This is a genomic window from Acidovorax sp., assembly GCF_046294525.1.
GTDB lineage: Bacteria > Pseudomonadota > Gammaproteobacteria > Burkholderiales > Burkholderiaceae_C > Acidovorax.
In genome coordinates, this window is sequence record NZ_JBKBKQ010000001.1 from 174293 (window position 1) to 186962 (window position 12670).

Annotated in this window: 15 protein-coding genes; 6 read left to right on the forward strand and 9 right to left on the reverse strand. The window is 64.8% G+C overall.

Features of this window, described 5'->3' with window-relative positions; all coding sequences use genetic code 11:
- Positions 1 to 9: 9 nt before the first annotated feature.
- The 4 genes from ACK4HJ_RS00745 to ACK4HJ_RS00760 form a co-directional block, all read right to left on the reverse strand.
- Positions 10 to 327 (reverse strand): BON domain-containing protein, encoded by a 318-nt coding sequence (locus ACK4HJ_RS00745; RefSeq protein ID WP_409826788.1) that lies wholly within the window; start codon positions 325 to 327, stop codon positions 10 to 12.
- A gap of 124 nt (positions 328 to 451) precedes the next feature.
- Positions 452 to 850 carry a YqjD family protein gene (locus ACK4HJ_RS00750; RefSeq protein ID WP_409826789.1) on the reverse strand — a complete coding sequence of 133 codons (399 nt, stop codon included), beginning with the start codon at positions 848 to 850 and terminating at the stop codon, positions 452 to 454.
- Positions 851 to 922: 72 nt separating this feature from the next.
- On the reverse strand, positions 923 to 1087 hold the full coding sequence (locus tag ACK4HJ_RS00755) for a DUF1328 domain-containing protein (RefSeq protein ID WP_409784907.1): 165 nt from the start codon (positions 1085 to 1087) through the stop codon (positions 923 to 925).
- A 278-nt stretch (positions 1088 to 1365) separates the two neighbouring features.
- Positions 1366 to 2772: a CHASE3 domain-containing protein gene (locus ACK4HJ_RS00760; RefSeq protein ID WP_409826791.1), complete on the reverse strand. Its 1407-nt coding sequence runs from the start codon at positions 2770 to 2772 to the stop codon at positions 1366 to 1368.
- Positions 2773 to 2895: 123 nt separating this feature from the next.
- Here ACK4HJ_RS00760 and ACK4HJ_RS00765 point away from each other — a divergent pair, with 123 nt between their 5' ends.
- On the forward strand, positions 2896 to 3528 hold the full coding sequence (locus ACK4HJ_RS00765; RefSeq protein ID WP_409826793.1) for a response regulator: 633 nt from the start codon (positions 2896 to 2898) through the stop codon (positions 3526 to 3528).
- 298 nt (positions 3529 to 3826) lie between these two features.
- On the opposite strand, the gene ACK4HJ_RS00770 is transcribed toward ACK4HJ_RS00765, so the two are convergent.
- From ACK4HJ_RS00770 to gpmA, 4 genes are all read right to left on the reverse strand, one after another.
- A complete protein-coding gene (locus ACK4HJ_RS00770) occupies positions 3827 to 4258 on the reverse strand; it encodes a response regulator (protein WP_409826795.1) in 432 nt (143 codons plus the stop codon).
- 112 nt (positions 4259 to 4370) lie between these two features.
- Positions 4371 to 5126 carry a HesA/MoeB/ThiF family protein gene (locus tag ACK4HJ_RS00775; RefSeq protein WP_409826797.1) on the reverse strand — a complete coding sequence of 252 codons (756 nt, stop codon included), beginning with the start codon at positions 5124 to 5126 and terminating at the stop codon, positions 4371 to 4373.
- A 99-nt stretch (positions 5127 to 5225) separates the two neighbouring features.
- The gene (locus tag ACK4HJ_RS00780) at positions 5226 to 6662 is read right to left on the reverse strand and encodes a S41 family peptidase (RefSeq protein ID WP_409826799.1); all 1437 of its coding nucleotides are present in this window, start codon (positions 6660 to 6662) and stop codon (positions 5226 to 5228) included.
- Between the two features lie 168 nt (positions 6663 to 6830).
- Entirely contained in the window at positions 6831 to 7574 is a 744-nt protein-coding gene (gpmA, locus tag ACK4HJ_RS00785) for a 2,3-diphosphoglycerate-dependent phosphoglycerate mutase (RefSeq protein ID WP_409826801.1), read from the reverse strand.
- Positions 7575 to 7637: 63 nt separating this feature from the next.
- Between gpmA and ACK4HJ_RS00790 the strand changes: the two genes are divergently transcribed.
- From ACK4HJ_RS00790 to ACK4HJ_RS00805, 4 genes are all read left to right on the forward strand, one after another.
- A complete protein-coding gene (locus ACK4HJ_RS00790; protein WP_409826803.1) occupies positions 7638 to 8045 on the forward strand; it encodes a rhodanese-like domain-containing protein in 408 nt (135 codons plus the stop codon).
- A gap of 55 nt (positions 8046 to 8100) precedes the next feature.
- Entirely contained in the window at positions 8101 to 8361 is a 261-nt protein-coding gene (gene grxC / locus ACK4HJ_RS00795; protein ID WP_409826805.1) for a glutaredoxin 3, read from the forward strand.
- 111 nt (positions 8362 to 8472) lie between these two features.
- Entirely contained in the window at positions 8473 to 8931 is a 459-nt protein-coding gene (gene secB / locus ACK4HJ_RS00800) for a protein-export chaperone SecB (protein ID WP_409826807.1), read from the forward strand.
- A 63-nt stretch (positions 8932 to 8994) separates the two neighbouring features.
- Complete coding sequence (locus tag ACK4HJ_RS00805) at positions 8995 to 10011, forward strand: NAD(P)H-dependent glycerol-3-phosphate dehydrogenase (protein ID WP_409826809.1); 1017 nt, start codon at positions 8995 to 8997, stop codon at positions 10009 to 10011.
- 313 nt (positions 10012 to 10324) lie between these two features.
- On the opposite strand, the gene lysA is transcribed toward ACK4HJ_RS00805, so the two are convergent.
- The gene (lysA, locus tag ACK4HJ_RS00810; RefSeq protein ID WP_409826810.1) at positions 10325 to 11566 is read right to left on the reverse strand and encodes a diaminopimelate decarboxylase; all 1242 of its coding nucleotides are present in this window, start codon (positions 11564 to 11566) and stop codon (positions 10325 to 10327) included.
- 122 nt (positions 11567 to 11688) lie between these two features.
- On the opposite strand from lysA, the gene ACK4HJ_RS00815 reads away from it, so the two are divergent.
- Positions 11689 to 12639, forward strand: coding sequence for a LysR family transcriptional regulator (locus tag ACK4HJ_RS00815; protein ID WP_409826812.1), 951 nt, complete (start codon positions 11689 to 11691; stop codon positions 12637 to 12639).
- The last annotated feature ends 31 nt before the right edge of the window (positions 12640 to 12670 follow it).

The window sequence follows — 12670 nt, forward strand, 5'->3', positions numbered from 1 at the left end:
CCGCGACGGTCAGGGACGCACAACAATGCTGTTGCGCACTTCGCGGACGTTCTTGGTGTTGCGGGCGATGTTTTCAGCCTGGTTCTTCTCGGCTTGCGACTTGGCAAAGCCGGACAGCTGGACCGTACCGTTCAGCGTTTCGACGCTGATGGAGGTCGCGGACACACTCTTGTCTTCCGCCATCTTGGCCTTCACGGCAGTGGTGATGCCTGCGTCGTCCACATAGGCGCCCACCGTCTGCTGCTCGCGGGCAACCGAGCAGCCCGTGGCGGTGATGATGGTGGCGCCGGCCAATGCGGCAAATGCGAGAGCGCGAACGTGTTTCATGGTGTTGTCCTTTGGTTCAGTGGGTTGGAAACGCGGGTGCTGAAAAGCATCAAATCTGCCGGTCTGTTGCACCCTCCGCGACCGGCGGATCAGGAATTCGAGTTCTGTGTAGCTGGGTCTACGTTCAGTAGGCGGTATGTTGGTGACGGCGCGACATCCACATCACCAGCGTGGCCAGCAGGGCACCGGATGCGGCTGCAATCACGATGGACTTGCCCGGCTGCTCCGCTACGTACTTGCCGGTGGCATCCGCAGCTTCCATCATCTGACGGCGCGCACGGGCGCTCGCCTCGGCGCAGTAGTCGATGCCCTTGGTGGCAAGCTCCTGGGCGCGGGCTGCCAGGTCGTCAATGGCGGGGTCAGTGTGACTGCGCAGGGAGCGCACGCCTTCTTCAGCGCGGTCCAGCGTGTTGTTGGCGGCGCTGCGGGTGGACTTCACCGCGTCTTCTGCGCTTTGCAGCACGTCGTCGCTCAGGTTGCGGGCACTGTTGGCAACTTTGTCGGTGGCGGTCTGGATGCTCATGGAAAAACTCCTTGGGATGCGGGGTTGAGGGATTCGACGCCGAAGCGCCGTTGTCGAACGGGTCTCGGAACGTCAGCGCCTCTTCAGAAGGCCCAGCACAAAGGTCACCACGGCCATGATCACGAAAACGAAGAAAAGGATCTTGGCGATGCCCACGGCACCGGCGGCTATGCCACCAAAACCGAACAGGGCTGCGATGAGCGCAATAACCAGAAAAACCACTGCGTAGTGCAACATTTCTACTATCTCCTTCTATCGGGGCCACTGTGTGGGCTGGTGGGTTGGCGAGAGAAGTTCAACGCCTGGAGATGACTGTAGGCAAGTGCGTTCGTGGCGGCTGCCGGTAGCTGGCGCGCTCCCTTGTCGGCAGCATTGCGCCGCCAGCGTAGGACGGCGCCCACCTGCTGCGGCACCAAATCGTTGGCCACAGGAATGGACGACGGGACGAGGTCTCCCAACGTTGGAGGCCGGCCCCGGCAGAGCGGACCAGCCATCGGGCCTGAGGCCCGCGGCAGTCAGCCGGCTGTGCGGCCTGCGATCTTGGGAAGATCGCTCGTTCCGCGCTGCAGCGGCAGCACGGCCGACAGAAGCGTGCCCTCTCCGGGCCGTGATGTGAGCACTAGGCGGCCGCCCGCTGCTTCCACGCGGTGGCGCATGCCCGACAGGCCGTGCGAGGTCGGCCGCACCGTGGTAGGGTCAAAGCCCACGCCGTCGTCGCGCACCTGCACGGCCACGTGGGTGGGATAGCCATGCACCGACACCAGCACCTTTTTGGCCTGCGCGTATTTGCCGATGTTGGTGAGCGCCTCTTGCACCATGCGGTACACGGTGAGTTGCATGGCATCAGGCAGCTTCACGGCCTCCAGGCTGGTTTCCACCTCAATGCCGGCGCGGTCCGCAAACTCGCGCGTGAGGATCTCAATGGCGGCGGTCAGCCCCAGGTTGGCCAGCGACGACGGGCGCAGGTCCTCGATGATGCGCCGCTTGAGCGCAATCCCGCTGTTGAGTGTTTCGGTCAGGTGCTTGAGTCGCTCGCCCACGTCAGGCGCCGTGGCATCAATCTTGGACTTGAGCCGCGCCACGTCGAGCTTGGCGGCAGTGAGCAAGGCGCCCAGTTCGTCGTGCAGTTCTCGCGCCAGGTGGCCCCGCTCTTCCTCCCGCACATCCTGCAAGTGGGTTGCCAGTTCGGTCAGCGTGGCGGTGCGGTTGCGCACCAGGCCCTCCAAGCGGTCGCGCTCGCGCTCCAGCAGTTCCTGCTCGCGCTGGTTGACGGCCTGCAGCGCCTGCGCCTGCCGCAGGTACATGTAGAACGCCAGCAGCCCGATGGCCGTGACGGTTGCAATGCCGATGCGCGACAGCATGAGCGATTGCTCGATCTGCTCCTTGCCCTGCTCCACGCGCACATCGCTGCGTGCAATCAGCTCTTGAGCGTGCTTTCGGATGGCCTGCATGTGTTCCTTGCCCACATCGGTGTGCAGGATGAACTTCCAGGCATCTTCGTTACCCTGGCGGCGCAGGCGCAGGCTCAGTTCCATCTCCGCCAGCTTGCGCGATATCTGGCGCGACAGCAGCGCGAACTCCTGCATGTCCGCGGGGGACGACATGAACTGTGCGCGCAGCCTGTCGAGGTTGGTTTGCACCGAGCCCACCGCCTTGTCATAGGGCTCCAGGTAGCTTTCGTCACCAGTGAGCAGGTAGCCGCGCTGGCCGGTCTCTGCGTCGAGCATGCTCTGCAGCAGGGTGTTGACGGCGGTGCGCGTGGCTTGGCCTTGCGCCATGAGCTCCACCGCGTCCTGCGAGCGCATGTGCCCCGTCTCGTTGATGCCCACCAAAACCATGGCCGCGAGCAGCGCCATGGGCAGGCTCAGCGCCATCTTTCGGACCTTCGGCAGCCACCGTCGGGTGTTTTCTTTGAGGTTCATTCGCATATTCTGGATAATGGCCGATCAGCTGGTAGTGGCATCGACCGATGATGACCATGCCGACCCCCCGTTGAAATCAACATGCACCGGAGTGGCCCCGCCGCTCCCTTGAAAGAAAGATCAATGATCAAGATTGGCATTGTGGATGACCACGCAATTGTTCGTTCCGGGCTGCGGCAGTTCCTGTCGGAGCATGTGGACCTGCGTGTAGAAGGTGAAGCGGGCAACGGCCGTGAAGCCATTGACCTGGTGCGCAACAAGGAAATCGATGTGCTGGTGATGGACCTTTCCATGCCGGGCCAAAGCGGCCTCGATGCACTGGCCATGCTGCGCGCCAAGGCGCCCGACATGGGCATCCTGATCCTGAGCGGATACCCCGAGGAACACTACGCCATCAACCTCATTCGCCAGGGTGCCAGCGGTTACCTCAACAAGGAATGCGATCCCGCAGAAATCGTGGAAGCGATCCGCACCATCGCCCTTGGCCGCCGCTACCTCACGCCCGCCGTGGCCGAGCTGCTGGCCCAGCAGCTCAACCGCAAGGACGATGCCCCGCCGCACGAGCAGCTGTCCGAACGCGAGTTCCAGGTGTTCCTTAAACTCGCCAAGGGTGAAACGGCAGGCGACATCGCCAAGTCGCTTTCGCTGAGCGTGAAGACCGTGAGCACCTACCGCACGCGCCTGATGGAGAAGATGAGCCTGTCGTCCAACAGCGACCTCACCTACTACGCGCTCAAAAACCGTCTGATCGACTGATAGGCTGGGTTGGCCTGAGGGGCTCTGCCTCTCGGACCCGAGCCCGCCCTGCGCGCAAAAATTACGGGCGGGCTCATCATTGTTGCCAATGCTCGCCATGGCCCGCGTCATGGTTGCGCGTTGCGCTCTGGTCGGAGCCGTTTCAGCCCGTCCTCCCGGCTCGGTCAAAAAACTCTTTGCCTGTGGCATGAAGCTCGGCCTCCATCTGTGCAAGCGAGATCTGGGCGAGCCTGCTCAGAAGGGGTGGGAGTTGCCAACGGTGAGCCCGGCCCGTGGGACGGTGCGCGGGTAGAGAGGGTCAGGCGGAGGGGCCGGCCGCTGACAGGGGGTGCTGCGCCACAGGCTCCATGGCGCCGGGGCTTGTACTGTGCTGGATGCAATAGTCCACCAGCGCGTCGATTTCGTTGGATTTGTCGAACACCGCGTCCACGCCGAGCTGGGCACAGCGCATCCGCACATCGGGAGTGGCGTAGTTGCTCAGCACGACCATCTTCTGACCGGGCCGCCGAGACCGGCATGCCGCAAGAACGCCCAGGCCACTGCCCTGGCGCAAGAACAGATCCACGATGGCAAGGTCCCACTGGTCGCCGTGCGAACTCAGCCAATCCTTGCCCTCGTCTTCCGTTTCCGCCACACCCACGGCCTCCACCGACGCCAACTCTTCCAGCGTCCCGATGAGGTTCTCGCGGATGGTCGCGTTGTCTTCAACGATATAGGTGCGCAGTTTCACAGACAGGTCCACATTGGCGAACGTTGCGGGGCGCGCGGTTCGAACCGTAAATTTAGGCTTTCCCCTCGGAGGATTCTGCCAGCGGCCACAGGCTGGGGATGTAGGAAAACTCCTACCCTGACATACCCGCGCAGACACTGCAGTGTGGCACGCGCTGCAGGCGCATGGTGCTCCATTCCATGGAGCGTCCGTCCAGCATCAACAGGCGCCCGGCGAGGGACGGCCCGACCCCGATGATGAGCTTGAGCGCTTCGGCCGCCTGTACTGCGCCCACCACACCCACCAGCGGTGCAAAAACCCCCATGGTGGAGCAACGCACTTCTTCAAAATCCGCCTCGGGCGCGAAGATGCAGGCGTAACACGGCGAGTGGGTATCGCGCGTATCCACGACGGTGATCTGCCCGTCAAACCGGATCACCGCCCCCGCGACCAGCGGGACACCATGGCGCACGCATGCCGCGTTGACGGCCTGGCGCGTGGCGTAGTTGTCGCTGCAGTCCAGCACCACGGTCGCCGCCGGAACCAAACCTTCCAGTGCAGCGGCATCCGCCCGCGCTTGCACCGCCGCCACCTGCACATCGGGGTTGATGGCAGCCATCGCCTGCGCTGCCGACTGCACCTTGGGCAGGCCGACGCGCTCGGTGGTGTGTGCAATTTGGCGCTGGAGGTTGGTGAGATCCACCACGTCGTCGTCCACCAGCGTAATACGCCCCACGCCAGCCGACGCCAAATACAGGGCCGCAGGCGAACCCAGCCCGCCTGCGCCAATGATCAGTGCATGGGCGGCCAGCACGCGCTCCTGCCCTTCAATGCCCACCTCGTCGAGCAGGATGTGGCGGGAATATCGCAAGAGCTGGTCGTCGGTCATAGGGCGAAAAAACTCACGAAGCAAAAAAGAAGAAAGGGGACGTAAAAAAGGCCGGATTCGCTAGAAATCCGGCCTGGGGTCAGAGGGTGCGCGAAACGCTCAATTCTCTTTCTTTTCGTCCTTGCGCTCGGTCAGTGTCTTGCTGATGAGCACAGGACGACCCTTGAGCTGGTTGAGCGCCTGCGCGAGCTGGAAGTCCTTGTCCGAGCCGAACTCGGGCATCTTGCGGTCGGCTGCGGGCTTCTTGGCCTCTTCTTCCATGCGCTTGCGGGCTTCCTCGCGCGCCTTTTCACGGGCTTCGTCCTTCTTTTCCTCGCCCTGGCCGCTGCCCAGGTGCTTTTCGAGGTCGGCCTCGCGCATGCGCAGCGCTGCAAAGATGTTCCCCTCTTCCGACTCGTCGATCATCACGTCGGGCACGATGCCCTTGGCCTGGATGGATTTGCCGCTGGGGGTGTAGTAGCGCGCCGTGGTCAGCTTGATGCCGGTGTCCGGCCCCAGCGGACGCACGGTTTGTACCGAGCCCTTGCCGAACGTCTGGCTGCCCATGACGGTGGCGCGCTTGTGGTCCTGCAGCGCACCGGCCACGATTTCGCTGGCCGAGGCCGAGCCTTCGTTGACCAGTACCACCAGCGGCACGGTCTTGAGGGCGGCCGGCAGGCGGCGCAGCGGATCTCCGCCGCCGCGGCGCTGGTAGAAGTCGGGCGAGGCCTTGTACGTGGCCTTGCTGTCGGGCAGCTGGCCGTTGGTGGTGACCACGGTCACGTTCTCGGGCAGGAAGGCGGCGGAGATGGCAACGGCGGCGTCCAGCAGGCCGCCCGGGTCGTTGCGCAGGTCCAGCACCAGGCCCTTGAGGTTGGGTTCCTGCTTGTAGACCTCTTCGACCTTGCGCACAAAGTCGTCCACCGTGCGCTCCTGGAACTGGGACAAGCGAATCCACGCGTAGCCGGGTTCCACCACCTTGCCCTTCACGGACTGGGTCTTGATTTCCTCGCGCGTGATCGTGACCGGGAACGTACGACCCTCGTCCTTGCGGAAGATCGTGAGCGTGACCTTGGTGTTGGGCTCGCCGCGCATGCGCTTGACGGCCTCGTTCAGCGCCAGGCCCTTCACTGCCGTCTCATCGATTTTGGTGATCAGGTCGTTGGTTTTGAGACCCGCGCGGAAGGCAGGCGAGCCTTCGATGGGCGAAACAACCTTGATCAGGCCGTCTTCCTGAGTGATCTCGATGCCCACGCCCACAAAACGGCCAGACGTGCCCTCGCGGAATTCCTTGAATGACTTCTTGTCGAAATACTGGGAATGCGGATCCAGGCTCGCCACCATGCCGGTGATGGCGTCGGTGATGAGCTTTTTGTCATCGACCGGTTCCACGTAGTCGGTCTTGACCAAGCCGAACACCGCAGACAGCTGCTGGATTTCTTCGAGCGGCAGCGGCGTCATGGCCCCGCGTGCCACCGTCTGCAGCGACACCGTCGTCAGCGCACCGGCGACCACGCCCACCGATACCCACCCCGCAATTTTGAGTTTGTGGCCCATACAACACCTTTTCCCGCTTTAATCAATATACACCCGCAGCCCCCGCGCCGCCTTCGTAGAAACATCAAGGCGGACAGGCACTAGGATTGGCCGAGCCCGCCGCAGTTCCGCGCGGGCACTCAGTTTTGCGTGGAGATAAGCCGGGGTTTCCCCGCCTTTACGTGCGCTTTACGCCTTGCCCTGCGACGCCACCGCAGCTGCGGCCTTGGCCGCCGCCTCGGCGTCGCCCAAATAGTAGTGGCGGATGGGCTTGAGGTTGGCGTCCAGCTCGTATACCAGTGGAATCCCGTTGGGAATGTTCAGGCCCACGATGTCGGATTCGGAGATGTTGTCGAGGTACTTCACCAGCGCGCGAATGGAGTTGCCGTGCGCCGCCACCACCACGCGCTTGCCCGAGCGGATAGCGGGCGCCATGGCCTCGTTCCAGAAAGGCAGCACACGCGCCACGGTGTCCTTCAGGCACTCGGTCAGCGGCACGCTGCCCTCGGGCAGGCCGGCATAGCGGCGGTCGCTGCGCTCGCTGCGGGGGTCGGTGGCTTCCAGCGCGGGCGGCGGGGTGTCGTAGCTGCGGCGCCAGACCAGCACCTGCTCGTCGCCATACTGCTTGGCCATGTCGGCCTTGTTCAGCCCCTGCAGGGCACCGTAGTGGCGTTCATTCAGGCGCCAGTCCTTCACCACAGGCAGCCAAGTGCAATCCATTTCGTCCAGCGCGTACCACAGGGTGTGGACGGCACGCTTGAGCACGCTGGTGAACGCCAGGTCGAACTCGTAGCCCTCGGCCTTGAGCAGCTTGCCCGCCGACATGGCCTGCGAAACGCCGGTGGGGGTCAGATCGACGTCGGTCCAGCCGGTGAAGCGGTTTTCAAGATTCCAGGTGGATTCGCCGTGGCGGATCAGGACAAGTTTGTACATGGCAGGGCGGGGGCAAAATCAAGCATTCTAAAATTACGCAGTTCGCCAACCCAAGGAATCTTTGTGAAATTCATTATCGACAACTGGTATCTGTTCATCGTTGCACTGGCCTCGGGCAGCATGCTGCTGTGGCCGGTGCTCAAGAACGCCAGTGGCGGCTCGCTCTCGCCTGCGGGGGCCGTGCAGCTCATCAACCGAGAGAAGGCTGTGGTCATTGATGTCTGTGAGACTGAGGAATTTGCCGCTGGCCACGTGGGCGGCGCCAAGAATGTACCCCTGGGCCAACTGGAAGAACGCCTGCCTTCGGTGGTCAAGAACAAGGCACTGCCGCTGATTCTGGTGTGCGCGAGCGGCGCCCGCGCCAACCGGGCCGTGGGCATTGCCAAAAAACTGGGCTACGACAACGCCCAGGCCATGGCCGGCGGACTGAAAGCCTGGCGCGAAGCCAGCCTGCCTGTGGAAAAAGCCTAAACCGCCCCCATCTGCCTCAGATATTCACTCTCCACGCTTCAGGAAGGACCTCGCCATGCAAGCCGTCAAGATGTACACCACCGCCGTCTGCCCCTACTGCATCCGGGCCAAGCAGATCCTCAAGTCCAAGGGCGTGGAGCAGATCGAGGAGATCCGCATCGACACCGACCCCGCAGCGCGCAGCCACATGATGGAGATCACCGGCCGCCGCACGGTGCCGCAGATCTACATCGGCGACACCCACGTGGGCGGTCATGACGATCTGGTGGCATTGGACAGCCGCGGCGAGCTGATGCCCTTGCTGGGCGCTGCCTGAGCGCACCTTCGGGCGCTGCATAATGCAGCCCCATGTGCCCGCTGCGGGAGCTGATCCCCGGCGGGTTTTGTTTTGCTAGCAATTCTGTAAGAGCAAAGAGACTTCATCACCATGGCCGACCAAGAAAACCCCGTCTTCCAGATCCAGCGCGTCTACCTCAAGGACATGTCGCTGGAGCAGCCCAACTCCCCCGCCATCTTGCTCGAGCAAGAGCAGCCCAGCGTCGACATCCAGCTGGGTGTTGAAGCCACCCCCGTCGCCGAAGGCATCTTTGAAGTGGCCGTCACGGCCACCGTGCAGACCAAGATCAAGGACAAGACCGTGTTCCTGGTCGAAGCCAAGCAGGCAGGCATCTTCGAGATCCGCAACGTGCCTGAAGACCAGATGGGCCCCATCATGGGCATCGCCTGCCCACAGATCGTGTACCCGTATCTGCGCGGCAACGTGGCCGACATCATCAACCGCGCTGGCTTCCCGCCCGTGCACCTGGCAGAAATCAACTTCCAGGGCATGTACGAGCAGCAGCAAGCTGCGGCGGCGGGCCAGGCCTCGCCGATCATCACGCAATAAATCTTCCAGCGCGGCTTGAGGCCTTTTTGGCCTCTAGCGCTTTATACACAAGCGCTAGCAGCTATGAAAATCATAGTATTAGGAGCCGGTGCCTGGGGCTCGGCGCTGGCCATGAGTGCGGCCCAGCACCCCGCCGGCCACGCCGTCACTTTATGGGCGCGCGACGCGGCCCAGGCCCAGGTCATGCGCAGCCAGGCGGAGAACACCCGGTATCTGCCGGGCATTGCTTTCCCTGCTTCTCTTGCCGTGGCCGACGGCGACTTTCACGCGCTGCTGCCAGGGGCCGACTTGGTTATCGTCGCGACGCCCATGGCGGCGCTGCGCGACATGCTGCGGGCGCTGGCCGGCTGCACCGCCCCCGTGGCGTGGCTGTGCAAGGGTTTCGAGGCGGTGCCGCCCGACGCGGATCTGGGCACTTTTGGGCTGATGGCGCATGAGGTGCAAGCGCTGGCAGCTCCCGATTTGATAGCTGGCGTGTTCAGCGGCCCCAGCTTTGCGCAGGAGGTGGCCACGGGCCAGCCCACCGCGTTGGTGGCAGCGAGTCCCCATGCAGCCGTGCGCGACGCGCTGGTGCGCGCCTTCCACAGCCCCAGCGTGCGCGTGTACGCGAACGAGGACATCGTGGGCGTGGAAGTGGGCGGCGCCGTAAAAAACGTGCTGGCCATCGCCACCGGTTTGTGCGACGGGCTGGCGCTGGGGCTCAATGCCCGCGCCGCGCTCATCACCCGGGGATTGGCCGAGATGACGCGCCTGGGCGTAGCCCTGGGTGCGCGGCCTGACACTTTTATGGGCCTGTCGGGCCTGGGCGATTTGGTGCTTACGGCCACAGGCGACCTGTCGCGCAACCGGCGCGTGGGGCTGCTGCTGGCGCAGGGGCAGACGCTGCAGCAGGCCGTGCAGTCGCTCGGCCACGTGGCTGAGGGGGTGTACAGCGCTCGCACGGTGGCGCAGCGCGCTTCGGTACTGGGGGTGGACATGCCCATCACCCGCGCCGTGGTGGCGCTGCTCGACGGCGAGCTCACCCCGGCAGCTGCGGTGGCGCAACTGATGGGCCGGGGGCCGGCTTCCGAGCTGCCGTAGTCTCACGTTGACACCCGCAAAAACGCCACAGGGCGCCCCGTCTGACGGAGGCGCCCTGTGGCGTTTTTGTGCGTGTTGCTGCAGGCTGCGATGGCCTGCCGCGAGATCAGAACACGCCGAACAGCATGAGCAACAGAACAACCGAGAGGGGTACGCCGAGAAGCCACAAGATGATGGGCATGGTGATCTCCTGAAAAAGGTGAATGGGATAAGCAAGTGACTCCACCTTATCCCCGCCCCCGGCGTGCCCCTGTGCGCCAGCGCTGCGCCTGCCCGTAGTCCCCTGCCTACCGGTTGTCGGCCCAGCGCCCGCCTACACCTGCTCCAGCGCCAGCAGTTCGTCCACCGTCTGGCGGCGGCGGATCAGGCGGGCCTGGCCACCGTCCACCAGCACCTCGGCAATCAGGGGGCGCGTGTTGTAGTTGGAGGACATGCTGGCGCCGTACGCGCCCGTGTCGTGAATGACCAGCAGATCACCCACCTGTGCGGCAGGCAGGTCGCGCGGCAGCACCACACCGCCGTCACCCTGGGTGAACACGTCGCCCGATTCGCAAAGCGGGCCCGCCACCACGCTGGGCTGCTCGGCCGCCTGGGCGCCATCGCGGCGCAGCACGCTCATGGCGTGGTAGCTGCCGTACATGGACGGGCGCATGAGTTCGTTGAAGCCGGTATCGACGAGCACAAAGTGGTTGCTGCCCGCGTTCTTGGTGGCGCGCACCTGGCCCAGCAGCACGCCCGATTCGGCCACCAGGAAACGGCCGGGCTCGATCTCCAGGCCCAGTGGGTGGCCCACGATGGCCTCGGCCTGCTGGCGCGCGGCGTCCCACAGGCCGTGGTAATGCTGCGTATCCACCACCGGGTCGCCGCTGCGGTAGGGGATGGACAGGCCGCCGCCCGCCGAAATCGCCTGCAGGTCATGCCCTGCCGCATGGGCAGTGCGCACCAGGCCCACCATCGCGCCGCAGACCTCGGCCAGGTGGCTGTAGTCCACGCCCGAGCCGATGTGCATGTGCAGGCCCACCAGCTTCAGGCCGTGCTGCGCAATGGCGGCCAGCGCCGCGGGCAGGTCGGTGTGCCAGATGCCGTGCTTGCTGTGCTCGCCGCCGGTGTTGGTCTTGTTGCTGTGGCCATGGCCAAAGCCCGGATTGATGCGGAGCCACACCGCGTGGCCGGGGGAGCGCGCGCCCAGCTGGTGCAGCATGTCGATGGAGCCTGCGTTGACCGGCACGCCGTGCTCCACCACGCAGTCGAGCGTGGCGGCGTCGAACAGGTCGGCGGTGAAGACGATCTCCGACGGCTCGCCCCCCGCCACATAACCTGCCGCCAGCGCACGCAGGATCTCGCCGCGCGAGACCGCATCCACCTTTACGCCCTGCTCGCGCATGAGCTTGAGGATGTGGATGTTGGAGCAGGCCTTCTGCGCAAAGCGGATGGTCTCGAAATTGGACACCTGCGCAATGCGCTGGCGAATGGTGGCCGCGTCATACACCCACAGCGGGGTGCCAAACTGGTCGGCCAAGGCCCAAAGCTGGGCGGGGGAGAAGGGGTTGGACATGGGGAGGCTCCGAAGGCAGAAGGCGTGAACGATTCGCGGATGATGCCGCCACCCATGTATTCAGTCGAATGCTTTGATTTACGCCACCCATTCAGTATTGATATGCTCTGCGCATGACTGGCATGACCGAGCCCCCCCTCACCCACCGCATCACCCACCGCCATATCGAGGTCTTCCGGGCCGTGATGACCGCCGGCAGCGCCACCGGTGCGGCCGACCTGCTGCACAGCTCGCAGCCCACGGTGAGCCGCGAGCTGGCGCGGCTCGAATCGCTGCTGGGCTATGCGCTGTTCGAGCGCGTGCAGGGCCGCCTGCGCCCCAACGCGCGGGCGCTGGCGCTGTGGGACGAGGTGCAGCGCTCCTGGCAGGGGCTGGAGCGCGTGGTGGACCGGGCCGTGGCGCTGGGGCGGTCGGATGCGGTGCAGCTGTCAGTGCTGTGCCTGCCGGCCCTGGCGCATGCGCTGCTGCCGGGTGCGGCGGCCCGGCTGATGCGGGAGCACCTCCACGCGCGCCTGTCCATTACCCCGCAGGAATCGCCGCTGCTGGAAGAGTGGATGAGCGCCCAGCGCTTTGACCTGGGCCTGTGCGAGCAGGCCACCGCCCCGCCGGGCACGCGGGCCGAGGTGCTGCTGACGCTGGACGAGGTGGCCGTGCTGCCGTCCGACCACCCGCTCGCCAGCCAAGCCGTGCTGGACCTTACGGACTTTGCCGACCACGCCTTCGTCAGCCTCTCGGCCGACGACCCTTATCGCCGCCTTATCGACGCGCGGTTTGCCCAAGCGGGTATTGCGCGCGCCCTGCGGGTCGAAACGCATAGCGCCACCGCCGTGTGTGCCATGGTGGAACAGGGCCTGGGTTTGGCCATCGTCAACCCCGTGACGGCGCTGGCTGCGGCGGCCAGCCACCGGCTGGTGCTGCGTCGGCTGGCGTTCTCCATACCGTTCAGTGTGGCGGCGCTGCTGCCGCTGTACCGCCCGCCCCTGCCCGAGGCGGCACCCATGCTGCAGGCGCTGCAGCAGCAGGCAGCCGAGGTAGCGCGCCAGGTGGAACAGGCCCTGTCAGCGCCGCGATGAGCCGGGCCAGCAGACTGTCAGTGGACCAGCA

Coding starts and splice junctions, on each gene's coding strand:
- ACK4HJ_RS00780 (WP_409826799.1), bottom strand. CDS start 6,662: ATGGGCCACAAACTCAAAATTGCGGGGTGGGTATCGGTGGGCGTGGTC.
- grxC (WP_409826805.1), top strand. CDS start 8,101: ATGCAAGCCGTCAAGATGTACACCACCGCCGTCTGCCCCTACTGCATC.
- ACK4HJ_RS00765 (WP_409826793.1), top strand. CDS start 2,896: ATGATCAAGATTGGCATTGTGGATGACCACGCAATTGTTCGTTCCGGG.
- ACK4HJ_RS00805 (WP_409826809.1), top strand. CDS start 8,995: ATGAAAATCATAGTATTAGGAGCCGGTGCCTGGGGCTCGGCGCTGGCC.
- secB (WP_409826807.1), top strand. CDS start 8,473: ATGGCCGACCAAGAAAACCCCGTCTTCCAGATCCAGCGCGTCTACCTC.
- ACK4HJ_RS00750 (WP_409826789.1), bottom strand. CDS start 850: ATGAGCATCCAGACCGCCACCGACAAAGTTGCCAACAGTGCCCGCAAC.
- ACK4HJ_RS00745 (WP_409826788.1), bottom strand. CDS start 327: ATGAAACACGTTCGCGCTCTCGCATTTGCCGCATTGGCCGGCGCCACC.
- lysA (WP_409826810.1), bottom strand. CDS start 11,566: ATGTCCAACCCCTTCTCCCCCGCCCAGCTTTGGGCCTTGGCCGACCAG.
- ACK4HJ_RS00755 (WP_409784907.1), bottom strand. CDS start 1,087: ATGTTGCACTACGCAGTGGTTTTTCTGGTTATTGCGCTCATCGCAGCC.
- gpmA (WP_409826801.1), bottom strand. CDS start 7,574: ATGTACAAACTTGTCCTGATCCGCCACGGCGAATCCACCTGGAATCTT.
- ACK4HJ_RS00815 (WP_409826812.1), top strand. CDS start 11,689: ATGACCGAGCCCCCCCTCACCCACCGCATCACCCACCGCCATATCGAG.
- ACK4HJ_RS00760 (WP_409826791.1), bottom strand. CDS start 2,772: ATGAACCTCAAAGAAAACACCCGACGGTGGCTGCCGAAGGTCCGAAAG.
- ACK4HJ_RS00775 (WP_409826797.1), bottom strand. CDS start 5,126: ATGACCGACGACCAGCTCTTGCGATATTCCCGCCACATCCTGCTCGAC.